This window comes from Planctomycetota bacterium (assembly GCA_021414025.1).
Taxonomy (GTDB): Bacteria; Planctomycetota; Phycisphaerae; order Phycisphaerales; family SM1A02; genus SYAC01.
In genome coordinates this window covers 268349-290587 of record JAIOPG010000002.1, presented here as the reverse complement: position 1 = coordinate 290587, position 22239 = coordinate 268349, and the positions used below count along the sequence as shown (strand labels likewise).

At 61.6% G+C, this 22239-nt stretch carries 21 protein-coding genes; 15 read left to right on the top strand and 6 right to left on the bottom strand.

Translation table 11 applies throughout. From position 1 onward, the window contains the following. The first annotated feature begins 3 nt into the window (after positions 1-3). Together K8R92_01940 and serS are read left to right on the top strand one after the other, a co-directional pair. Positions 4-861, top strand: coding sequence for an NAD(+)/NADH kinase (locus K8R92_01940; protein ID MCE9618653.1), 858 nt, complete (start codon positions 4-6; stop codon positions 859-861). An 80-nt stretch (positions 862-941) separates the two neighbouring features. After that, entirely contained in the window at positions 942-2348 is a 1407-nt protein-coding gene (gene serS, locus K8R92_01935; protein ID MCE9618652.1) for a serine--tRNA ligase, read from the top strand. A 59-nt stretch (positions 2349-2407) separates the two neighbouring features. Here serS and K8R92_01930 read toward each other — a convergent pair whose 3' ends face one another. After that, positions 2408-2662, bottom strand: a complete 255-nt coding sequence (locus tag K8R92_01930) for a hypothetical protein (protein MCE9618651.1) — start codon at positions 2660-2662, stop codon at positions 2408-2410. Positions 2663-2853: 191 nt separating this feature from the next. On the opposite strand from K8R92_01930, the gene K8R92_01925 reads away from it, so the two are divergent. Both K8R92_01925 and K8R92_01920 read left to right on the top strand, forming a co-directional pair. Continuing rightward, positions 2854-3630, top strand: a complete 777-nt coding sequence (locus K8R92_01925; protein MCE9618650.1) for a hypothetical protein — start codon at positions 2854-2856, stop codon at positions 3628-3630. Between the two features lie 203 nt (positions 3631-3833). Beyond that, on the top strand, positions 3834-4484 hold the full coding sequence (locus K8R92_01920) for a hypothetical protein (protein MCE9618649.1): 651 nt from the start codon (positions 3834-3836) through the stop codon (positions 4482-4484). A gap of 57 nt (positions 4485-4541) precedes the next feature. Here K8R92_01920 and K8R92_01915 read toward each other — a convergent pair whose 3' ends face one another. Further along, on the bottom strand, positions 4542-6518 hold the full coding sequence (locus tag K8R92_01915) for a DEAD/DEAH box helicase (GenBank protein ID MCE9618648.1): 1977 nt from the start codon (positions 6516-6518) through the stop codon (positions 4542-4544). Positions 6519-6745: 227 nt separating this feature from the next. Continuing rightward, complete coding sequence (locus K8R92_01910; GenBank protein MCE9618647.1) at positions 6746-7993, bottom strand: hydantoinase/carbamoylase family amidase; 1248 nt, start codon at positions 7991-7993, stop codon at positions 6746-6748. Positions 7994-8109: 116 nt separating this feature from the next. On the opposite strand from K8R92_01910, the gene K8R92_01905 reads away from it, so the two are divergent. The 8 genes from K8R92_01905 (at position 8110) to K8R92_01870 (ending at position 16070) form a co-directional block, all read left to right on the top strand. Continuing rightward, complete coding sequence (locus K8R92_01905; GenBank protein MCE9618646.1) at positions 8110-9594, top strand: NAD(P)-dependent oxidoreductase; 1485 nt, start codon at positions 8110-8112, stop codon at positions 9592-9594. 3 nt (positions 9595-9597) lie between these two features. Next, positions 9598-10914, top strand: coding sequence for an NAD-dependent dihydropyrimidine dehydrogenase subunit PreA (preA, locus tag K8R92_01900; protein ID MCE9618645.1), 1317 nt, complete (start codon positions 9598-9600; stop codon positions 10912-10914). A gap of 367 nt (positions 10915-11281) precedes the next feature. Next, positions 11282-12133, top strand: a complete 852-nt coding sequence (locus K8R92_01895) for a hypothetical protein (GenBank protein MCE9618644.1) — start codon at positions 11282-11284, stop codon at positions 12131-12133. Positions 12134-12214: 81 nt separating this feature from the next. Then, positions 12215-12871, top strand: a complete 657-nt coding sequence (locus K8R92_01890) for a hypothetical protein (GenBank protein ID MCE9618643.1) — start codon at positions 12215-12217, stop codon at positions 12869-12871. A 193-nt stretch (positions 12872-13064) separates the two neighbouring features. Continuing rightward, positions 13065-13739 carry a hypothetical protein gene (locus tag K8R92_01885; GenBank protein ID MCE9618642.1) on the top strand — a complete coding sequence of 225 codons (675 nt, stop codon included), beginning with the start codon at positions 13065-13067 and terminating at the stop codon, positions 13737-13739. Between the two features lie 124 nt (positions 13740-13863). Continuing rightward, positions 13864-14346 carry a GNAT family N-acetyltransferase gene (locus tag K8R92_01880; protein MCE9618641.1) on the top strand — a complete coding sequence of 161 codons (483 nt, stop codon included), beginning with the start codon at positions 13864-13866 and terminating at the stop codon, positions 14344-14346. 145 nt (positions 14347-14491) lie between these two features. Further along, positions 14492-15082: a hypothetical protein gene (locus K8R92_01875; GenBank protein ID MCE9618640.1), complete on the top strand. Its 591-nt coding sequence runs from the start codon at positions 14492-14494 to the stop codon at positions 15080-15082. Positions 15083-15119: 37 nt separating this feature from the next. Further along, positions 15120-16070: an SDR family oxidoreductase gene (locus K8R92_01870; GenBank protein ID MCE9618639.1), complete on the top strand. Its 951-nt coding sequence runs from the start codon at positions 15120-15122 to the stop codon at positions 16068-16070. Positions 16071-16086: 16 nt separating this feature from the next. On the opposite strand, the gene K8R92_01865 is transcribed toward K8R92_01870, so the two are convergent. The 3 genes from K8R92_01865 to K8R92_01855 all read right to left on the bottom strand — a co-directional run bounded on the left by K8R92_01865 (position 16087) and on the right by K8R92_01855 (position 17756). Then, a complete protein-coding gene (locus tag K8R92_01865) occupies positions 16087-16494 on the bottom strand; it encodes a hypothetical protein (protein ID MCE9618638.1) in 408 nt (135 codons plus the stop codon). Then, complete coding sequence (locus tag K8R92_01860) at positions 16491-17105, bottom strand: sigma-70 family RNA polymerase sigma factor (protein MCE9618637.1); 615 nt, start codon at positions 17103-17105, stop codon at positions 16491-16493. Before K8R92_01860 ends, K8R92_01865 begins: the two co-directional genes overlap by 4 nt. 63 nt (positions 17106-17168) lie before the next feature. Then, entirely contained in the window at positions 17169-17756 is a 588-nt protein-coding gene (locus K8R92_01855; protein MCE9618636.1) for an RDD family protein, read from the bottom strand. Between the two features lie 288 nt (positions 17757-18044). Between K8R92_01855 and K8R92_01850 the strand changes: the two genes are divergently transcribed. From K8R92_01850 to hydA, 3 genes are all read left to right on the top strand, one after another. After that, a complete protein-coding gene (locus tag K8R92_01850; GenBank protein MCE9618635.1) occupies positions 18045-19127 on the top strand; it encodes a hypothetical protein in 1083 nt (360 codons plus the stop codon). 176 nt (positions 19128-19303) lie between these two features. Next, a complete protein-coding gene (locus K8R92_01845; GenBank protein MCE9618634.1) occupies positions 19304-20791 on the top strand; it encodes a CoA-acylating methylmalonate-semialdehyde dehydrogenase in 1488 nt (495 codons plus the stop codon). Positions 20792-20848: 57 nt separating this feature from the next. After that, the gene (hydA, locus tag K8R92_01840; protein MCE9618633.1) at positions 20849-22231 is read left to right on the top strand and encodes a dihydropyrimidinase; all 1383 of its coding nucleotides are present in this window, start codon (positions 20849-20851) and stop codon (positions 22229-22231) included. Positions 22232-22239: the final 8 nt, after the last annotated feature.

Genomic DNA, 22239 nt, shown 5'->3' with positions numbered 1-22239 from the left:
GACATGACCGACGTGCTCCTCATCGCAGATCGACGGCGCAAAGGCGTGCCCGAAGCCATCGAGGATGTGCGCCGCATCATCACGCCGCACGGCCGCATCGTGGAGGAACTCGAGGCGGACCTGCGGCCGATTCCACTGCGGACACTTTTCGATCTTGTCGTTGTGCTCGGCGGCGATGGAACGCTGATCGCCCAGTGCCGGCGCCTGCTGGACCGCGGCGTGCCGATGGTGGGATTGAATTTCGGGCGCCTGGGTTTTCTCGCGGAGTTCGATCTGGACTCGCTGCGCCGCCACGCCACCACGATCTTCGGGCACGATCCGATCGTGCGCAACCGGATGGTGCTCGACGCCATCGTCCGCAATTCGCGGGGCGACCTGGTGCACGAGGGGCTCGCCATCAACGAGGCCGCGATCACCGCGGGCACTCCCTTCCGGATGATTGAGCTGCGCCTCTCCTTCGGGCAGGAGCAGGGACCGAGTCTTCTGGGCGACGGCGTGATCGTGGCCACGCCCATCGGCAGCACCGCCTACAACGTCAGCGCCGGTGGGCCGATCGTGCAGCCCGACCTCGAGGCGATCATCGTCACGCCGATCTGCGCCCACAGCCTGGCCTTCCGGCCGATCGTGACCGCGAGCCATCTGGAGATCATGATCGAGGTCGTCCGCGCCAACGAGGGTTCGGCCCTGGTGCTCGATGGACAGGCCATTGTTCCACTGAGCGCCGGCGACCGCGTGCTGGTGGGTCGCCACCACACCGCGGCGAAATTCATCGGCAATCCTGATCGGACCTATTGGGACACGCTCGCCGACACCATGCGCTGGGCGGCGGCGCCGAGCTACCGGCGCCCGAATTCGCCCTGACTTGGTCTTGATTTCGTCGGGGTTACAAAACAAAATCACCGCCGCACAAGTCCCCCGCTTTTTCTACACTCGCTCATTCCATGATCGACATCAAAGCGCTGCGTGAAGACCCTGATCGATTTCGCAAGGCCGTGCGCCTCAAGGGCGCCGACGCGGATGTGGACGGGCTGCTGAAGATCGACGCCGAGCGCCGCGACCTGATCGGCAAGCTCGAGGCGATGCGCGCCGAGCAGAACAAGTTCAGCAAGGATGCGGGACCGGAACTTGGAAAACTGAAGGGCCAACTCAAGTCAGCGGCGGCCGGTGCCGATCGCGAGACAATTGAAACCCGCCTGAAGGAACTGGAGCGCCGCCCCGCCGAGCTCAAGCAGGAGGCCGCCGAGATCGACCGCCGGCTCATGGAGACCGAGCCGAAGTGGCGCGAGCTGCTGCTGCGCGTGCCGCAGCCCCCCGCGGCGGATGTGCCGGTGGGCGCCGGCGCCGAGGACAACAAGGAGATCCGCCGCTGGAACGCGCCGGGCTTCGATCCCGCCAAGAGCTTCGAAAGCCAGCGCGGCTTCAAGCCCAAATCGCATCTTGAACTCGTGCGCGACCTTGGCCTGGTCGACTTCGAGCGCGGCGTCAAAACCGCAGGCACCCGCCACTATGTGCTCACCGGCCTGGGCATGAAGCTGCACCTGGCGGTGCTGCGCTTCGCCTTCGATTTCATCACCGAGCACCGCGGCTTCACCGCCATGGGCGTGCCGGTGATCGTGAAGGAAGAGTGCATGCTGGGCACCGGCTTCTTCCCCTTCGGCCGCGAGCAGGCCTACCACATCGAGGAGTCGCGGCGCGGAGCCGGACATGATCTGTATCTCACCGGCACCGGCGAGGTCGGCCTGATGGGCTTCCACGCGGACGAGATTATTCCGATCGAGCGGTTGCCCCTGAAGTACACCACTCAAAGCACCTGCTTCCGTCGCGAGGCCGGCAGCGCGGGCAAGGACACCGCGGGCCTCTACCGCATCCACCAGTTCGACAAGGTCGAGCAGGTGGTGATCTGCCGAGCCGACGACGCCGAGAGCCGCGGCTGGCACAAGCACATGCTGGAAACCGTGGAGATGATTCTGCAGAAGCTCGCGCTGCCCTACCGACTCCTGCAATGCTGCACCGGCGACCTGGGCATGAAAAACGAGGACATGATCGACGTGGAATGCTGGATGCCCGGCCGCGGCAACGCCGGCCCCGATGGCGTGCCGACCGGCGAATGGGGCGAGACCCATTCGGCGAGCCGACTGGGCGACTACCAGTGCCGCCGGCTCAATCTTCGTTACCGCGATTCCGACGGCAAGATCCACTTTGCCTGGGCGCTCAACAACACGGTGATCGCGAGCCCGCGCGTGCTGATTCCCATTCTCGAGCTCAACCAGAACAAGGATGGTTCGGTCACGGTGCCCGAGGCGCTGCGCAGCCACATGGGCGGCCTCGAGCGGATCACGCCGCGCTGAAAATCAAACAACGAACGGCACTGGACGGGTGCGCTTCGTGCCGAAATTTCGAGTGACACTCAGCGTCCGCGTGCGCCGCCGAAGCCCGATCGCTTCTGACCACCGCCGCTGATGGGTCCCGACCGCTTGCCGGCGCCTTTCTTGGAGCCCTTGCTATTTCCAAAGGTCGCGTTCTTGCCGTGGAAATTGAATCCGCCCGGCGTGCCGTGGGCAAACGGTGAAGGTTTGCCCGCGTTCTCCGGTCCGGCGCCGAAGACGCCGCCCGAATTCAGATCATTCTTTTTGTCGCCGCTTTGTGGGTTGTTCTGCTGCATGGAATGTGTCCGTTGAAAGTCTTGGGAATCGTGAAGGCCGTCAGTGTAGTCGAGTGCAAAGCATTCGCGATTTCTTAACAATTCAATAGCGCAGATTATGAGGAACCATCACAAACAGGGGGCATGTTATCGATATCAGGATTCCCTTTCCTGAGTTCCCTTTCCTTTCCCCCCTTTCTGGAGTTCACCCCATGAAGTCACTCAAGCCACTGATGATCGCCACTGGCGCGATCGCCCTCACGTCAGCCGCCTCAGCGGCACTGGTCTCTGGCGATATTGCAATCGTTCAGTTCCAGGTTTCGGGCGTCGGCAGCGACTCGATCTCGTTCGCGACCCTGGTCGATCTGAGCCCGGGCACCGTCCTTTACTTCTCCGACAACGGCTACACCAATCCGACCGGTTTCCGTGGAGTGACTGCCGCCGACAATGACGGCAACGAAAACCTGATGAAGTTCACCGTGGGCGCGGGCGGCCTCCTCGCGGGCAATGTTGTCAGTTCCAAGTCGGCTGCGTACGCCAGCAACTGGACCCTGTCCGGAACCATCTACACCACCGGCAGCGGCGCCTACCAGCAACTCTCGCTCAGTTCCACGGGCGAGCAGGTCACCGTGTTCACCAGCACAAATGTGCAGCCGATGCTGAGCGGCTTCAGCAGCCTTTACAACTTCGACAACACCGGCGCGTACGAGGCGGCCACGACTTCATCCACCGGCGAGCTGGCACCCGGGCTCGTTCAGGGAACATCCGCGTTCCTGACCTCCACCCAGAGCGCTCTTTCCAAGTTCAACTTCGCCGCCTTCAGCGGCGCGGCTGACCGTGCGACATGGCTCGCCCGCTTCGGCAATACGGCGAACTGGACCTTCTCGGCTTCCACGGCCGACACAACGGACGGGACCTTCCTGATTCCAACTCCGGGCGCTGCAGCATTGCTGGGTCTCGCAGGCTTGGCCGCTCGTCGTCGACGCTGAAAACCGATCCAAACATTTGTTCTGTTGTTCCCGCCGCCCTTGTTCAGGGCGGCGGTTTTTTTGCTGTTTTTGGCTCAATGCACCAGTTCAATTCGCGATTGGCTTTGTAATTTGTCAACAAAACAAAAATAGCGTTCTTCATGCAACTCCAATGATCAACTGACCGAATTCAAAGTGACCCTCACTTGATTCCGGATCTCCTCGTGAGCCACAATTCATTGAAAGGTCGCCAGGCCATGCACTCTCTGATTCCATTTGTTGCAGGTTCCGCAATCATTCTTGCCTCTCAAGCCCTTGCCGGCATGATGGGTGGTGTCATCAGCGCCACTGCATTGGAGGGAACTGCAATCACCGGGTTGTTGCCAACCGGCACCACCGACACATTGTTTACATTCACCGCCACCGTCACCGACAGCGTGGAGTATCAATTCAGAATCCCTCCACCGCACGCGTTTGGGATCGACGTTGACATTTCTGATTTGGCCATCCGTATTAATTTTTATTCAAGCAGTGCAGCTGTAGGTTGGATGAACATCGGCCCACCGGTCAACCCACCAAATTACTTCTATGGGTATGTCTTTCGAGATGTCAACCACCTTATCCCTGCCTTCACAGGGTTCTCCATCGGCGCAATGAGCCCCGGTGTGCCATACACCGGCAATTCCAACTCCAACTTTGGTTTGCCTTGGATGGGCCAACTCTATGTGCTGGATGAAGACACTCTGGTGCTGAATCTGGCCGGACTCGCGGGCCCGGACAACACATTCATCGAGTTCAATGTGGCCACGGTGCCGGCTCCCGGCGCGGCGATGTTGCTGGGTGTGGCCGGCGTGATTGCCCGTCGGCGACGCTGAAAGCGACAATCAATTTTGAATTGAACGATCGCGACGGTGAACACACCGTCGCTCTTTTTAGCGCCCGCTGCCCTTGAAGCTGCCGCTCTTTTTGAATCCCGATTTTTTGAAACCGGATTTCTTGAAACCGCCGCTCTTGAAGCCCCCGCTTTTAAATCCGCCGCTCTTGAATCCACCGCCGGTTGGAGCGCCTCCTCGAGAGTCGCCACCGGAGGTTGAGTTGCCGCGGAAGCCGCCGCCGGATGGAGCGCCCTTGCGGAATCCCCCTCCGGACGAAGCGCCGCCGAACCCACGGGACTTGCTTTGCTTGAATCCGCCGCGTTTGCCGAACCCCACATGCCCGCCTTCGCGTGATCCCCCGTGGGATCCGCCCTGAGTTCGTGTCTGGGACCCACCTTGAAAACCATTCGGACGCTCGCGGGTGTCGCCCTGGTGAACATGGCCGCCGCCTTCGTCGCCGCGGTCGGACTCCACCTCGACTCGGGTCTCGAGCGGATGGGGCTTGCGCGGGGAGTACATCTTCTTGCCGAAGTCCTTCTTCTCGCCGAAGGTCTTCTTCTCGAAGGGCCGCTTCTCGAATGGCTTCTTCTCAAAGGTCTTCTTCTCGAAGGCCCGCTCGGCGAATGATTTCTTGTCGGCCGGCTTGTGCTCCGTCCGCGGCGTGCGCGGATAGTCGCGGCGCACCGATACATCCTCCGGAAGATCCTCGCGAATCGCCGGCTCCTCGGGCACATGCTCCACCTTCGGGCGCTCGGTCCGTGGATGTTCACGCTTGGGATGAGTTTCGCGCGCCCCGCCGTCTCGGCTCTCGCCTCGAATTCGTCGTCGTCCGCCATCGCGAGTCGCGCCGCGATCTCCGCGGCCACCGCGCTCACGGCGTCCGCCGCGCTCGCCGCCACGATCTGAAACTTCCTCGACCATCGCTCCCGGTGCCGGCTTCATGTCGGGCAGCTCCGCAGGCAGCTTGCCGCGCGGAATCGGCTTCTTGATCAGCCGCTCGACGCTCCGGAGCAGATTGCGCTCCGAGTCATCGCAAAAGGCAATGGCAATGCCCGTCGCTCCAGCCCGCGCCGTGCGTCCGATGCGGTGCACATAGGCCTCGGCGTCGATCGGCAGGTCGTAGTTGATCACGTGCGTGATGTCGTCCACGTCCAGGCCGCGGGCCGCGACATCGGTGGCCACCAGGACGCGGGCGCGCCCGGAACGGAATCCGTCCAAAGCGCGGGTGCGCTGGCTCTGCGGCTTGTTGCCGTGGATGGTCTCGGCGCGCTCGCCGCAGGCGCGAAGCCGTTTGGTGACCTTGTCGGAGTTGTGCTTGGTCTTGATGAACACCAGCACCTTCTTCGCCTCGGGATCCTTCAGGATGTGCCCCAATAGTTGAAACTTGCGGTCGCGCGACACCGCGTAAACCAGCTGCTCGATCTTGGGGGCGGCGCTGGCCACGGTGTGCACGGCAACGCGGACCGGATTGTGCAGCAGCGACGCGGCGAGTCCGGCGATCTCAGGCGGCATCGTCGCCGAGAAAAGCAGCGTCTGCCGCTTGGGGGCGAGCTTCTTGGCGATCTCGCGGATCGGGTCAATGAAGCCCATGTCCAGCATGCGGTCGGCCTCGTCCAGGACGAAGGTGTGAATTGAAGACAGCGAGATGATGCCCTGGTCGATCAGGTCGATGAGACGGCCCGGCGTGGCGACGAGGATGTCCACGCCGCGCTCCAGCGCCCGCTCCTGGTGGTACTGGCTCACGCCGCCGAAGACCACCGTGTGGCGCAGCCCGGTGCCGCGGCCATAGGTGGCGAAGCTCTCGGCGATCTGCGCCGCCAGTTCGCGCGTGGGCGAGAGAATGAGCGCGCGGGGCTCGAACATCTTCTTGGAGAGCTTCTCGTTCTGCAGCTTCTGAATGATGGGCAGCGCGAAGGCCGCGGTCTTGCCGGTGCCGGTCTGGGCGATGCCCAGCACGTCCTTGCCGGCGAGCGCCGGCGGAATGGCCTGGGCCTGAATTTCAGTGGGAGTGGTGTAGCCCTCCTCGACAAGCATGCGGAGGGTCGAATCGTCTAAGCCGAGTGTGGAAAATAGAGACAAAATGTGCCTTTCAAATACAGGCCGTGTGGCCAGCCCCAAAATTGTTGTGGATGAGGGCGATGCGAAGTGCACGCGCCTCTGGAGGGATCAAGAATACTACAGGAAATCCGCGTTCCAATGGTGGCCTTTGGGCGTTTCTTTGCCGCTTATTTCGCCGCAAAGCACATCGGATGAATCTTTAACTACTTCGACGCAGCGATCCAACGGATGATTTTGCTGGCGAGGCGGTCAAAAGCGACCACGCAGGCCTCCAGATGCTCTTCCTTGGTGTCCTCGATCTTGTTGTGGCTGATGCCGCGCAGGCTCTGCACGAACATCATGATGGTCGGCACGCCGGAGCGGCAGACTTCCGCGGCGTCGTGCAGTGGACCCGAGGGCAGGCGGAATTGCGTGTTGGTGGTTTCCTTGATGGACTCGTCGCAGAGATCCAGAAGTTGCGGATGAAAAGGAATGGGCTCGATCTGCCAGAGTCGCTCCCAGGTCACGGTTACATCGCCTTCGCGGGCGAATCGCTCGCTGGCCTCGCGCGCCGCCTGCAGCATGGCGGCCAGCGCCACGGGATCAAGGTGCCGCTGGTCCAGCGTGATGCGACATTCCTCCACCACGCTGGTGACGATGCCGGGCTTCGTCACGCACGAGCCGATCGTGCAGACGCCGCCGTGCTTCGCGGTGATGTCGTAGATCTCCGGGCTCATCCGCGCCGCGGCAAGAAATGCGTCGCGCCGCCGGTTCATCGGCGTACTGCCGGAGTGCGCGGCCTGCCCGTGAAAGGTGATGGCGTGGCGCTCGACGCCGCAGGTTCCCAGCACCGTGCCCAGCACAAGGTCCTTGTCCAGCAGCACCGGCCCCTGCTCGATGTGCAGCTCCATGTAGGCCGCCGCGTTCTTCAATTCCACGCGGCTCTCCTTGACGCGCTCAAGGTCGATCCCGACTCCCTTGAGCGCCGCAGGAAGCGTGACGCCATCCTTGTCGACGAGTCGGCGCGCTTCTTCCATGTTCAACGAGCCGGCACAAGCCGAGGAGCCGAACAGACTTTTTCCAAATCGTGCACCTTCTTCGTCGGCCCAGTCCACCAGCCGCACGGTCACCGGCGGCTTGCCTTTGAACTCGACGTTGATGCGGCGCAGGATTTCAAGACCGGCCAGGACATTCAGGCATCCGTCGAGCCAGCCGCCGTTGGGCACCGAGTCCATGTGGCCGCCGATGAGCAGCTCGCGGGGCGATTCGCCGCGCAACGTGGACCAGAGATTGCCCGCGGCGTCGCGGTGCGTCACCACGGGTAGAGCCGCGAGCTTCCGTCCCAGCCAGGAACGCGTGGTGGACCACATCGGGGTGAAGGCGACCCGCTGAGCCCCCTCCGAGTCGCCGGTGAGAGCGCGGAGCTCCTTGAGTTCGTCGATCGTGCGTCGGGGTTGAAGCGTGTCGGCCATGCGCCCGAGTGTGACCGCGAAGCTCGCGTTCGTCGAGTCGGCGGAAGGGCCGACGCCCCGAATTCTTTTGCGTCCCTGCGGAGTCTGCCGATACTCTTTCCGTCGACACCGATCCCATGCCGCTCCAGCCCCTGCTCTCAGCCGAAAAAGCCGCCGCCAACATGGCGGAGATTCATCCGCCCATGCGTCCGCAGGAGGCGCTGGTGGAGGCCGAGCGCTGCCTCTATTGCTTCGACGCGCCGTGCATCGCCGCCTGCCCGACCGGCATCGACGTGCCGGCCTTCATCAAGAAGATCGCCTCAGGCAACGATGCCGGCGCCGCCCGGACGATCCTGACCGCCAACATCCTCGGCGCCTCCTGCGCCCGCGTCTGTCCCACCAAGGTGCTCTGCGAAGGAGCGTGTGTGCTGCACGACCGCGACGAGAAGCCGATCGAGATCGGGCGACTGCAGCGCCACGCCACCGACTTCGTCCGCGATCACCATTTGAAGGTGCTCCAGCCCCCCGCCAAGCGCAACGGCACCAAGGTCGCAGTGATCGGCGCCGGTCCCGCGGGATTGGGGTGCGCCGCGGAGCTGGCACAGCTGGGGTACAGCGTGACCATCCTTGAAAAGGAAAAGCTTCCCGGCGGATTGAACACCTACGGCATCGCCTACTACAAGATGACTCCGGCTTTCAGCCTGGAGGAGATCGAGCTGGTCAAGAGTCTTGGCGTGGAGATCCGCTGCGGCGTCGCCGTCGGACGCGACGTGAGCGGTGCCGATCTGCAGCAGGAGTACAAGGCGATCTTCGTCGGCATCGGACTCGGTGAAGGCCATCGACTGGGCGTACCCGGCGAAGACCTGCCCGAGGTGCTCGACGCGCTCGCCTATATCAAGCGCGTCCACGCCGAGCCGCTCGACCGCGTGCCCGTTGGCCGCCGCGTGGTGGTCATCGGGTGCGGCAACACCGCCATCGACGCCGTCTCGCAATCTCTTCGGCTGGGAGCCGAACACGCCTGCATTATCTACCGCCGCGGTGCGAGCGACATGACCGCGTACGACTTCGAGTACGAGCTTGCCAAAAAGGAAGGAGCCGAGTTCCACTTTCACGCAGCGCCCGTCGAAGTGCTCCATCGCGAGGGCCATGTCAGCGGCCTCAAGCTGGTGCGCACCCGCGTGACGGGCGCTGGAACACTTGAGCCGATCGCCGGCTCCGAGTGGATCGAGCCCTGCGACATGATCCTGAAGGCCGTCGGCCAGGAGAAGCAGGTTCCGCTGCTGAAGAAGCTCTTCCCGTCGCTCAAGCTGAACGATCGCGGCGCTGTCGCGATCGATCCGCTGACCGGCGCCACCAACCTGGCCCATGTCTTCGCCGGCGGCGACTGCGCCAATGGCGGTCGCGAAGTGGTGAACGCCGTCGGCGAGGGGAAAAAAGCCGCCCATGGCATCCACAAGTTCCTGAGCGGCAAGTCACAGCCTTACCCGGAGCAACCCTCAAGACTGGGCGCCCAAAGCGGAGCTTCGGGCTCGGGTCTGCTGCATCCGATACGCGCCCACGAACTCGAAGCGGAGCTCGCCCGGAAGAATCACGCACCGCGCAAGCCGGGGGCGCCGCAATAAATCATGGCCGATCTTTCCAGCAATCTTGCCGGCATCAAGTCGCCCAACCCCTTTTGGGTGGCTTCGGGGCCGCCCGCCAACACCGCCTATCAAAGTCACCGCGCCTTCGAAGCCGGCTGGGGCGGCGTGGTGTGGAAGACCATCGGCACGCCGATCGTGAATGTGGCGTCGCGCTACTCGGCCCTCAACTTCGGCCGGCAGCGCATGATCGGTTTCAACAACATCGAGCTGATCAGCGACCGCGCCCCCGAGACCAACTTCAAGGAGATCGCGGAGGTGAAGAAGCGCTGGCCCCACCACGCCGTCATCGCCTCGCTGATGGTGGAGACCCGCGAAGAGTGGCATGAATTCGTCAAGCGCTCCGCCGACTGCGGCGCCGACGGCATCGAACTGAACTATGGATGCCCCCACGGCATGTGCGAGCGCGGCATGGGATCCGCAGTCGGGCAGCAGCCGGCCGTGGCGGAGCGCATCACCGGCTGGGTCATGGAAGCCGCCACCATACCGGTGATCGTGAAGCTGACCCCCAACATTACCGACGTCACCGCCGCGGCGCGAGCCGCCAAGCGGGCCGGAGCCAACGCGATCTCGCTCATCAACACGATCAATTCCATCACCAATGTGAACCTGGACACTTTCGTGCCCGAGCCGACGGTGCGCGGCCAGTCGTCGCACGGCGGCTACTGCGGCCCCGCGGTCAAGCCCATCGCATTGAACATGGTCCAGAATTGCGCCGCCGACCCGGAGGTCGGCCTTCCCATTTCCGGCATCGGCGGCATCGCCAACTGGCGCGACGCCGCAGAGTTCATCGCCCTTGGCGCCACCAACGTGCAGGTGTGCACCGCTATCATGCACTACGGCTTCCGCATCGTGGAGGACATGAAAGAGGGCCTGAGCGCCTACCTCGACTCAAAGGGGATGAAGTCGATCGCGGGCCTGTGCGGTCTAAGCGTGAAAACCCTCGATCAATGGCAGAATCTCGACCTGAATTTCCAACGCGTGGCCCGGATCGACTACGACAAGTGCATCGGCTGCAACCTCTGCTACATCGCCTGCGAGGATGGAGCCCATCAGTGCATCGATCTGCTTGATCCCGCATCCCTGGGCGTGGGCTTGGGCCCGGGCCGCGTCCCGTTCAAGGTCGTCCCCAAGGTCCGCGAGGAGGATTGCGTCGGGTGCAACCTCTGCTCGCTGGTCTGCCCGGTCGATCAGTGCATCACCATGGTTGAGATCGACAATGGAAAGCCGAAAATGTCCTGGAGCGACCATCAGGCCAAGGTCGCCAGCGGGCAGATGAAGCCACTTCCTCCGCATCCGTGATCATTTGCGAATTCAATCAACAAGGGGTGGCCAAATGATTTTCAATAAAATTTGAAAATTGCTTTGACTCCGTATGTTTCAGTGTTATTAGTGGTTTGCGGGTCGAATCCGACCGATCCGGCTGTTCCCAGTTGTCGGACGAGTGAGCTGGTTTAAAGGGTATTGAAAAATTATTCGGGTTTGGAGTGCAAGGTTTGTGACTTTTTCTTTGAGTCACAGACACGACTTGTTCTTTCAATCTCAGCCGGAGTGCGTGTGGCTTTCGCCTTCTTAAAGGGAGAAGGTGATTGATATCGCTGTGCTATCGACTGGACTGAAAGACTTGGCGACGTAACAGAACTCCAGCACGCCGCTGCCGGAGATCTCAGTGAAAGGGACTGAGATCTCCGGCGATTGCGGTGCTGCTGAAAAAGTTTTGTTTCAGGCGCCGTCGGCTGCCTTCCAAATTCATCAAGGTTCACTTGCGGATCATTCCCCGATCCGCGCATCGTGCTTGGCAGACTTTCCCCCTGCCTCAATCCCCGCGAGTCTTTCGCGATTCGCAGTTCCCCTCACTCTTTTCCCAAAGGTTTCGATCATGAATAAGTTCCTTCTCAGCGCTTCCTTCGTTCTCGCAGCAACATTCGCACCGTCCTACGCCGACGACCTGACCCCGCCCACCTGGCGCGGAAATGCCGGCACAACCGTTCAACACTGGGATTTCAGCAGCGGCCCCACTGGCACCGCCCCCGACGCCGGCCCGTTCAACAATCCAAACGGCGTGCCGTTTCTCACCGCTCCGAATCCCACCAATTGGCTCTCGAGCTTCGCCGGCCGCAACGATGTCTGGGCGCTCAATGGAACCGATTCCCTCAGCTTCTTGGTTCCAAACTTCAACCAGCCAAACCATCAAAAAGAAGTTGTCGTCCAAATCACCTTCTGGGCACTTGCGGCGTTCCCGCCATCCATTGGAAGCACCCTCGCCGGCCCAGGCGGACTCTTCACGCCAATCAGCTCCAGCATGACCGCCCTTGGCAACGACTGGTTCCATGAAGTGACCGTGTGGCACACCAATGTCTGCCCGCCTTTCGAGCGGCTCACCATTTCGCCGCCAATCCCCGGGGTCACTTCGTGGGTTGATCAAGTCGTCATCGACACGCGCTGCTACCCGATCCCGACTCCGGGAGCACTGGCCTTGCTGGGCGTTGCCGGCGTCATGAGTCGACGTCGCAGGATGTGATCTCCAAGCCATTCCGTCTGCAATCCCGCGAATCCTTCCCGATTCGCACCTTTCCCTCACACTTTCCCAAAGGTTTCGACCATGAACAAGTTCCTTCTTAGTGCCACTCTCGTTCTCGCCGCAGCAATCACTCCGGCATTCGCCGACGATCTGACTCCGCCCACCTGGCGCGGCAGCGCCGGCACCACCTTCCAGCACTGGGATTTCAGTGCCGGTCCAGGTGGCGGTGCTCCCGACGGCCTGCCGCCCTGGATCAATCCCAACGGCACTCCGATTCTGACGCCACCGGCGCCATTCCTGTGGACGCCATCGATCGGTGGACGCAATGATGTCTGGGGCCTCACAGGTCCAAACGCCATCCTGACTTTTGACATTCCCAACTTCAACCAGCCCACGCATCAAAAGGATCTGGTCTTGCAGATCACTTACACGGATTTCACAGGTGCGCCTCCATCGATTGGCACCTTGGTCATGGGACCAAGCAGTTTTTTCACCCAGGTCGGCGCGTCGGTTCAAACCTTTCTTCCGGGCGGCTGGGTTCATGAGGTCAGCACATGGCACCTGAACACATGCCCGCCCTTCGAGCATGTCCAAATCTTCTCGACGTTGGTCGGGTCGACGACTTATGTCGATCAAGTTGTCATCGACACCCGCTGCTACCCGGTTCCAACCCCCGGGGCCCTGGTTTTGGCCGGCATCGGTGGATTGGCGGGCCGTCGTCGTCGATTGAGTCACTAATCGGTTATTGGCCGAGATTTTCAGGATTTTCAAAAAGGCGCCTCCAAATTTTGGGGGCGCTTTTTTATTGAAATTCCAATATTTTTGCTTTGACAGGGTGGTTTCCGGTGTTATAACTGTCCCTGAGTCGGGATCCCTTCCTGATTCGTTTCCCTAGTTTGTCCCTTTCTTTCCCTTTAACTCGAGAATAAAAATGAAGACATCGTCCCTTTCCGCATCGATTTTTGCTGCTGCCATTTGCGCTGGTGCATCTGCGGCAACCGTTGATCTGCAGTACACGGGCATGGGTGCCAACGAAATCGTCAACCTGATCTCCCCCGGATACAACGGCCAGGCCTACACCGGTGCGATCATGGTCACGGCCACCAACAGCAATGCCATTGGGATCCCAAATGGCAATTACCTGATCTATTGCGCTGACCTGTATCAGGACTCCAGCCCTGCAGTGAATACCTATTCCGTTGTTTCGATCTTGACGATCCCGACGTCAGCTCCAATGACTGCACTCGCGGCTGGCTTGCTTTCGAACATGTACGCATTCGCCGGCGGAGCGCAATACGGTGCCAATGCTGCCTTGAACTGCGGATTCCAGTTGGCAGTTTGGGATATCGTGACCGATGCCATCGCGGGACTTGGACTCAATGTCGGTGCCTTCCAGGCCAATGGAGAGTCGGCGGCAGCAGATGCCTTCTATAACGCCTTCATTGCTGCGGCTTTGGGTGGCCAGCAAGGTTCTCCGCTTGTCGGACTTTCCAACGGTGAGTACCAGGATTACATCTGGGATGGTGACCATATCGTTCCATCGCCAGGTGCCTTTGCCCTCATGGGTCTCAGCGGCTTGGTGAGTTCGCGTCGTCGTCGGGCCTAAGTCCGCCTGACATCTCATTGCAACCCTCAGCGAGAGGCGGTTCATCCCGCCTCTCGCTGTCTTTTTCCCCCTGGCTGACGACTGCCTACGACCCCTGGGCATTGACCCTATCTTTTACGCGGTCATGATTCGATCCGCTACGACAAACGACGCCCAGGGCATCTGCGACATCTACAACCACTATGTCGCCAGGACGGTCATCACCTTCGAGGAGGAGGCCGTGCCTTCCTCTGAGATGCAATCACGGATCAAGTCGGTGGTCCCCACCCTGCCCTGGCTGGTGGCAGAAATCGACGGGGTCGTCCAGGGATACGCCTATGCCTCTCCCTGGCGAGCACGATCGGCCTACCGCTACGCCGTGGAAAGCACGGTGTATCTGGCGCCGGAGCGGTCGCGCCAGGGACTGGGGAGCGAGCTCTATGCCTCGCTTCTGTCCAAACTCAGTGAGCGCCGCCTGCACTGCGCCTTCGGCGTGATCGCCCTGCCAAACCCAGCCAGCGTCGCCATCCACGAGAAATTCGGATTCCACAAGGTCGGTGAATTGAAGCAGGTCGGCTGGAAATTCGACCGCTGGGTTGATGTGGGCTACTGGCAGCTCATGCTGTGAGCCTCTCGCCGGGTCGCGACTTCCTGAATTGATCCCAGGATTCCTTTGACCCGACCCCATTCAGTGCCATAGTGATTTGCGGACAGCATTCCATGCGGCCTGTCCTGCGAGTCGATTCCCCTGCATATGAAGAAAGAACATTCCCATGAAGAACCCGATGTCGTGCCGTGCCTTGGTCCTGTTTGTGGTTGGCCTGACCGCCTTGACGGTCTTCACCCCCGCCGCATGGGCCAGGCCGAAAGTGCCGCGCAATATTCTCAAGACCTATTTTGAGACCGGCGATAAGCCGTCGTCGGCGCAATTCGCCGTCCTGATTGATTCGAGCGTGTTTCAATTTCAGATCACCAGCGGAGTCGGCGGGGCGCACACGATCGAAGGACTCGAGCCCGGCAACGGCATTCTCATGGACACATCGGGGATCAAGCGCTTTGGCATCGGCGACACCATTCCCACGGACTCGCTCTATGCACAGGCGGTCAATCTCTCCGCCTTTACACTTGACGACCGCTATCTCATTGGCATGCGGTTCATGCAGAACAACCAGGCGCACTTCGGATACATGGATGTCTCGGTCGATTCGCCCCTTCCCGGCCAGGACGGACACTTCGGACTGACGATCCATTACTGGGCCTACGAGGATCTGCCGAATACGCCCATCACCGTGGTGCCGGCACCAGGGGTGCTGAGCGGTGCTTTGGCGGGTGCGGGGTTGATGCGAAGGAGACGAAAGGTCTAGGCTCATGTCGTTCGCCTGCACATTGCAGGGAACGAGCATGACCATCACCGAAAAATCCATGTCGGGCAAGACCTGCCTGATCACCGGCGCCACCGCGGGAATCGGCGAGGCGACGGCGCGGGAACTCGCCCGGCGAGGCGCCCCTGTCATCATCGTTGGACGAAACCGCGAGCGGTGCGAATTCACTGCCGAATCGATTCGGCGGGCCACGGGCAATCCTCGTGTGGAATTCATCGCGGCGGATCTCTCATCGCAGCGAGAAATCCGGCGACTTGCGAGGGAGTTCCATGAGCGGCACGACCGATTGGATGTCCTGGTCAACAACGCCGGCGCGCTCTTTGCGCTGCGCCGGGAGAGCGTCGACGGCATCGAGATGACAATGGCGCTGAACCACCTCGCCTGTTTCCTCTTGACGAATCTCCTGCTCGACACGCTCAAAGCCAGCGCTCCTTCACGGATCGTGAATGTCTCATCCTCGGCCCACGATGATGTCAAGGGTTTTGACTTTGAAGATCCGCAGGTCCGGACGGGCGCATCCGGCCGGAAGTATGGGGACTCGGAGTTCATGAGCCTGATGTACACCCTCGCAATACCCATGAAGCATCCCGGTTTCATGCAGTATGCGCAAACGAAGCTTGCCAATCTTCTCTTTACTCATGAACTTGCGCGACGCCTTGAAGGGAGCGGTGTCACGGTCAACGCATTGCATCCTGGACTTGTGGCGTCAAATTTCACCTCTGGAAACGGCGCCTTCGGATTGTTCATGCGGGCCTGGACTCGCCTCCTGGGCGTGAGTGCGGAGGAAGGAGCGAAGACGCCGATCCACCTGGCCTGCTCGCCGACGATGGAGGGAATCAGCGGGCAATACTTCGTCAAGGAGAAGTCCGTTCCTTCATCACCGGCCTCGCTCAACGCGTCAGCCGCTCAGCGGCTTTGGGAACTCAGTGAAGCCTTGACCGCGAACTCCGGGAGCGGCCGTTCAATTTGACCCAGACATGATCCCTTCAAAGGCATTTGGTGCGCCATCGCATCTGCACGAAGGCGCCCCAGCAGACGATGGCGAGGGCGAAGTACACCAGGGCCGTGTTCGGGGACTCGATGATGAGCCAGTAGGTCTTGTCGCCGGTGTGCAGGAATGAAAATGGCACCATGGTGAAAAAAATCGCAAGGGCTTCAACCCACGAGCTGAGTCGCACGCAGCGCTTCGCTTTCCGGAGCGACTGCGCTTCCCCGAGGTCCGTAGCCTGTGGCGCCGTGCCTGGAATCGAGGCGTTCAAAATGCGCTTGAGCTCCTCGGCGTGTCCGGGGTTGAGTCGCAAATACTCCTCCACCAGCGCCTGGGTGTCGGCGCTGCATTCCATCTCGGCATAGAGCGGGTAGAGGTCGGTGATGACATTCTTGGTCACGTTCATGTTGATTCTCCAGCGTGCGATTTCAGGATCGCGGCAAGTTTTTCACGGGCACGAAACACTTTCACCTTGGCGGCGGTGACGGAGAGGCCCGTCACCTCCGAGATTTCCTGGTAGGAGAGCTCCTCCTTGGCGCGCAGCAGCAGCACCGCGCGGTCGATTTCCGGAAGGGCCTGGACCGCGGCCATCGTCCGCTGGAAGTCATCCCGATGCTCCGCGACTTCGTGGGGCGCCGCGGCGACCTTGGAAAGTCCTTCATCGAGCGCTTCGTATCGCGAGGCCCTGCGAAGCTGCTTGAGATGGAGATTCCTCGCGATCGCGAAGAGATAGGCCTTCACGGACTCCATCCGGGGCTCGCCGGGGGAGGTCCAGGCGCGCACGAAGGTCTCCGAGGCGATGTCCCGGGCGTCGTCGGCGTTGCCTGAAAGCCAGTGGGCGAATCGGTGCACATCCTCGGCGTACTTGGCATACAGCTCGTGGAAGGTCGTGGCCCGGGCGCTCATGCTGACAGTATCCCGCATCGGCGGATGGGTGACCGCGGACGCCGCCAGGTTTCGATCTTCAAGAGTTGGCGGGTGGCCGTCAAGATCGATCGTGGTCGCGCAGGTGCCCATGCCAACAAGATCCCGATGGTGAGAAATGGTTACAGACAGCCGCGAATTTCCCGCCCGCGGTCTTCAATCAAACGCCATATGGAACACATATTCGGTGATCGTGTGTTCGGAGGCGATGCAGCAGGCGTAGAGAATAAGGGCCACGGCGAGCGGCCAGAGATGCAGGCCGTGGTCTCCCGAGGGATCCGTGCTGTGCCTTACGCGGGTGCCCCCGATCCAATCACCGATGCGGCGGGAGTCCCGCGCATCCAAGAGCGAGCACAGACCCTCGACCACCACGAAGAACGGAATGAACAGCAGACTGTTGCGGACGATGCGCGACCACACGGCCGCGGGCGCATCCGTTCCCTGGCGCACCACGCGCAGTCCCATCAGCTTTTTGCCCCATGTGAGCCCGGGGATCGCATCACGCATAAGGAACCAGAGCAGATCGACACCCGCGTGCACGATGATTGCGGTGGTGGCGCCGATCAACTCGCCGCGCTCGCGCGTCCACGGGTCGTAATGGCGGATCGCCTGGGCGATCACCGGACCGCAGGCCACGGCGCCGATGAGTTGGATGGGCAGAACCTCGAATAAAAACGCCGCGGCGCGTGCGTTGAACAGGCCGATGCGCTTTCTCCAATGGCGGATTTTGTCGGGCGCCTTCATGCGTGTCACGATGCTAGGCCACCGGCGCAGACCGCAAAGTGCCGTGAGGAATGATTAATGTGGCTATAAATGAAATAATATTATTCCTTGACTCAGAATTATAATTGTGCTATAGTGGGCGTTCGTCTCTATTAAGCCATGCCGTCTCGTTGATTTTGAACGAGGCACACACAGCGCACTCATCGCTCACGCGCGAGGCGCACTACTGAAGGACAAAAAATGTATCAGAATATAACTTCTCTTCGAAGGTTGGTTGTCTCATGCGCTGGGATCGGGGCCCTGGCTCTGGTGTCGGTCACGGCATCGGTGGCACGAGCCGATGACGCCGGCATGGTCGCAGCCTGGGGTGCGGGAACCACGAGCTCGGGCGTCTGGGAGGAGTACGGTCAATCCGTGGTGCCGGAGACTCTCGGCTCCTGCAAAGCCATTGCCGTCGGTTACTACCACAGCGTGGCTCTCCAGGACAATGGAACCGTCGTGGCATGGGGCGCGACGGGCGATCAGAACTACGGTCAAACCGCCGTTCCTGAGACTCTTGAAACTTGCAAGTCCATCACCGCGGGCGATTACCACACGGTCGCTCTCCAGGACAATGGCACGGTCGTGGCCTGGGGTGCAGGAATGACCGACACCGCGGTGCAGCCGGAATTCGGGCAATCCATCATCCCCGTCGATCTTGGAGTCTGCAAATTCATTGCGGCTGGCGGCTATCACACGGTCGCCATCCAAAATGATGGAACGGTCGTGGCTTGGGGATTCAACGGTTACGGACAATGCAATGTGCCTGCCGACCTGGGCCCCTGCAAGGCAGTTTCCGCGGGCCTCTTCAACACCTTGGCTCTCAAGGAAGATGGAACGGTCGTGGCCTGGGGTTCAAACACCTACACGGAATGCAATGTGCCTGCCGATCTTGGCGCCTGCAAAGCCGTGGCTTCGGGTCGCTTCCACTCGGTGGCTCTCAAGGAAAATGGAACGGTCGTCGGCTGGGGAAACAACCAGTACGGTCAATTCGACATTCCTGCAAATCTCGGTGCCTGCAAATCCGTTTCAGCCGGCTATTACCACACGGTGGGTCTGCAGGAAAATGGTGTCGTTCTGGCTTGGGGCGCCAATCCCTTCAGTCAATGCGACATGCCACCCGACCTTGGCCCCTGCAAGGCGATTGTTTCGGCCGGCTCCCACAACATTGCGATTCAAAATTCCTGCCCGACCGACCTCGACGGCTCGGGTGAAGTGGACGGCGGGGACCTTGGTTTGATGCTGCTTGATTTCGGCCCCTGCAATGGCTGCGCTTCAGACCTGGACAACTCGGGTGAAGTGGATGGCGGCGACATTGGTTTGGCGCTGCTCAGCTTCGGACCCTGCTCCTGATGAACTTCTGAGATTGGTGCGAAGCTCGCTTGGTGATGGCACCAAGCGAGCTTTTTTGTGCGCCCCGGGAATGTGATTGCCGCCATGCGAACCGTTCAACCCGCGTTTTTCGTGTGGCGGCGATTGAAGTTAAACTGCCTCCTCGCATCTTTCGAGGATTTCCCATGTCAGCCACCATGACCGCGACGCTCACCCCCTGCCCGATGTTCCTGGACGGCCAGTGGATCAATCCGCGCATCGCCACCACGCCGGTCTTCAATCCCTCCACGGGAGACGTGATCGCCGAGTGCCCCGCGGGTGGAGCGGCCGAGGTGAATGCCGCCGTCGAATCCGCTGCGGCGGCGTTCCCCGCCTGGCGCGACACGCCCCCGATCGAGCGTGCCCGGGTCTTCTTCAAGTACCGCCAGTTGGTCGAGCAGAACTTCGACCGCCTCTGCAAGTGCGTCTCGCGCGAGCATGGCAAGACCTTGGCCGAGGCCCGCGGCAGCATCTACCGCGGCATCGAGAACATCGAGTACGCCTGCGGCATCCCCTCGCTGCTGATGGGCGACACCTTGGAGATCGCCCGCGGCGTCGACTGCGAAACCATGAACCAGCCGCTTGGAGTGTGCGTCGGGATCACCCCCTTCAACTTCCCCGCCATGGTCCCGCTGTGGATGTATCCGCTGGCCCTGGCCTGCGGCAACACCTTCGTCCTGAAGCCCAGCGAGAAGGTGCCGTTGAGCGCGGTGATGCTGGTGGAACTCCTTCACGAAGCCGGGCTGCCCAAGGGCGTGCTGAATCTGGTGCACGGCGGACGCGAGAGCGTCGACGCGCTGCTGCGACATCCCAAGGTGCGGGCGATCTCCTTCGTGGGATCGACCCCGATCGCCAAGTACATCTACGAAACCGGCACGCAGCACGGCAAGCGCGTGCAGGCCAACGGCGGCGCCAAGAACTACATCGTGATCATGCCCGACGCGGACATGCCCAAGACCGTCGAGGCGCTCTCGACCGCGGCCTTCGGCTGCGCCGGCGAGCGCTGCATGGCGGGCTCGACCGCGCTGACCGTCGGCGCGGCGGCGGACAAGCTCCTGCCCTCGCTGGTCGAGGCGGCAAAGAAGATCAAGGTCGGCCCCACGGACCGCGCGGCCCAGCCCGACATGGGTCCCGTGATCACGGCGCAACACCGGGACAAAGTCCTGAGCCTGGTTTCGGGGGGCGAAAAGCAGGGCGCCAAGGTGATCTGCGATGGCCGCGGCGTGAAGATCGCCGACGCCCCCAAGGGGTTCTACGTGGGCGCCACCATCGTCGACCATGTGGCCGCCGGCATGACCATCGCCGAGGAGGAGGTCTTCGGACCGGTGCTCAACGTGATGCGGATGCAGGATCTGGACAAGGCGATCGAGCTGGCCAATCGCTCGAGCTACGGCAACGGCGCCGCCATCTTCACCCAGTCCGGCGCCGCCGCCCGCGAGTTCAAGCAGCGCGTGAAGGCCGGCATGATCGGCATCAACGTGGGCGTGCCCGCCACCATGGCCATGTTCCCCTTCACCGGCTGGGACGAATCCTTCTACGGCGACCTGCACATCCAGGGCAAGGAGGGCGTGCAGTTCTTCACCCAGCAGAAGGTGGTCTCGACGCGATGGTTCGGCGGCGATGTGGGCGACGTGTGGCGCAAGTGATTCAAAGACAAGCAGCATGAATCTTCCGATGCGCGACCTGATGCGAAAGCCGACACCATGAGTCTCCTCATTCGCGGCGGAGAGATTGTGACGGACACGGGGCGGTCCGTGGCCGACGTGCTGTGCGAGGGCGAGACGATCTCCAAGATCGGAAAGGATCTGACGGCGCCCGCGGGCGCGACCGTCATCGAAGCCAAAGGCAAATTTGTTTTCCCAGGCTTCATCGACCCGCACGTCCACATCTACCTGCCCTTCATGGGAGCCTTCGCCAAGGACACCTATGAAACTGGAAGCCGGGCGGCGCTCATCGGCGGAACGACCACGCTGATCGAGATGTGCTGCCCGTCGCGCAAGGACGACCCGCTGGAGGCCTTCGACCTGTGGATGTCGCAGGCCGCGCGCAAGTCCGCCTGCGATTTCTCCTTCCACATGGGGGTCACCAAATTTGATGACTCCACCGAAGCCAAGCTGAGGAAGATCGTCGACCGCGGCATCAGTTCTTTGAAGGTCTTTTTGGCCTACAAGGGCGCCTTTGGCATCGATGACACCGAGCTCTACCGGACGCTCAAGCTCGCCAAGAGCCTTGGCCTGATCGTGACGGCGCACTGCGAGAATGAGACGCTGGTCTCCGAGCGCTGCAAGGAGTTGCTCGCCGCCGGCAAGACCGATCCCGGCATGCACCACGAGAGCCGCCCGCCGCGCGTGGAGGCGGAGGGCGTCCACCATCTGATGACGTTCGCCGAGCTGACCGGCGCCGCGACCTACATCGTGCATCTCAGCTGCCAGGAGTCACTGCAGGAGGCGCTGGCCGCCCGCGCTCGCGGCGTGAGGGTGAGCATCGAGACGCTCATCCAGTATCTGGTGCTGGACAAGACTTACGCCGAGCGGCCCGGCTTCGAGGGGGCCAAGTTCGTCATGTCCCCACCGCTGCGCGACGCGAAGAATCAGGCGGTGCTCTGGCGCGGCCTGCAGAGCGGCGACATCGACACGGTGGCCACCGACCACGCGCCCTTCGACTTCGCCAAGCAGAAGGCCATGGGCGAGAATGATTTCACCAAGATTCCCAACGGCATTCCCTCGCTGGAAGAGCGCATCAATCTGCTCTACACCTTCGGCGTGAAAGCGGGCAAGATTTCACTGGAGCAGATGGTGAAGGTTGCCAGCACCAACGTGGCGAAGAACTTCGACCTCTATCCGCGCAAGGGCGCCATCGAAGTGGGCTCGGACGCCGACCTGGTGGTCTTCGACCCCGGATATCGAGGCGTGATTTCCGCCAAAACCCACTCCATGAACGTGGATTACAGCGCCTTCGAAGGGTGGAAGATCGAGGGCCGACCCAGCGTGGTGACGGTGCGCGGAGAAGTCGCGGTGCGCGAAGGAAAGTTCGTGGGCACATCCGGCCGCGGGCAGTTCCTGAAGCGAAAACCAAGCCACTTCTAAACGCCGGC

Coding starts and splice junctions, on each gene's coding strand:
- K8R92_01865 (MCE9618638.1), bottom strand. CDS start 16,494: ATGAACGTGACCAAGAATGTCATCACCGACCTCTACCCGCTCTATGCC.
- K8R92_01870 (MCE9618639.1), top strand. CDS start 15,120: ATGACCATCACCGAAAAATCCATGTCGGGCAAGACCTGCCTGATCACC.
- K8R92_01910 (MCE9618647.1), bottom strand. CDS start 7,993: ATGGCCGACACGCTTCAACCCCGACGCACGATCGACGAACTCAAGGAG.
- preA (MCE9618645.1), top strand. CDS start 9,598: ATGGCCGATCTTTCCAGCAATCTTGCCGGCATCAAGTCGCCCAACCCC.
- K8R92_01880 (MCE9618641.1), top strand. CDS start 13,864: ATGATTCGATCCGCTACGACAAACGACGCCCAGGGCATCTGCGACATC.
- K8R92_01930 (MCE9618651.1), bottom strand. CDS start 2,662: ATGCAGCAGAACAACCCACAAAGCGGCGACAAAAAGAATGATCTGAAT.
- K8R92_01905 (MCE9618646.1), top strand. CDS start 8,110: ATGCCGCTCCAGCCCCTGCTCTCAGCCGAAAAAGCCGCCGCCAACATG.
- K8R92_01860 (MCE9618637.1), bottom strand. CDS start 17,105: ATGGGCACCTGCGCGACCACGATCGATCTTGACGGCCACCCGCCAACT.
- K8R92_01885 (MCE9618642.1), top strand. CDS start 13,065: ATGAAGACATCGTCCCTTTCCGCATCGATTTTTGCTGCTGCCATTTGC.
- K8R92_01845 (MCE9618634.1), top strand. CDS start 19,304: ATGACCGCGACGCTCACCCCCTGCCCGATGTTCCTGGACGGCCAGTGG.
- K8R92_01940 (MCE9618653.1), top strand. CDS start 4: ATGACCGACGTGCTCCTCATCGCAGATCGACGGCGCAAAGGCGTGCCC.
- serS (MCE9618652.1), top strand. CDS start 942: ATGATCGACATCAAAGCGCTGCGTGAAGACCCTGATCGATTTCGCAAG.
- K8R92_01890 (MCE9618643.1), top strand. CDS start 12,215: ATGAACAAGTTCCTTCTTAGTGCCACTCTCGTTCTCGCCGCAGCAATC.
- K8R92_01855 (MCE9618636.1), bottom strand. CDS start 17,756: ATGAAGGCGCCCGACAAAATCCGCCATTGGAGAAAGCGCATCGGCCTG.
- K8R92_01875 (MCE9618640.1), top strand. CDS start 14,492: ATGAAGAACCCGATGTCGTGCCGTGCCTTGGTCCTGTTTGTGGTTGGC.
- K8R92_01915 (MCE9618648.1), bottom strand. CDS start 6,518: ATGCTTGTCGAGGAGGGCTACACCACTCCCACTGAAATTCAGGCCCAG.
- K8R92_01925 (MCE9618650.1), top strand. CDS start 2,854: ATGAAGTCACTCAAGCCACTGATGATCGCCACTGGCGCGATCGCCCTC.
- hydA (MCE9618633.1), top strand. CDS start 20,849: ATGAGTCTCCTCATTCGCGGCGGAGAGATTGTGACGGACACGGGGCGG.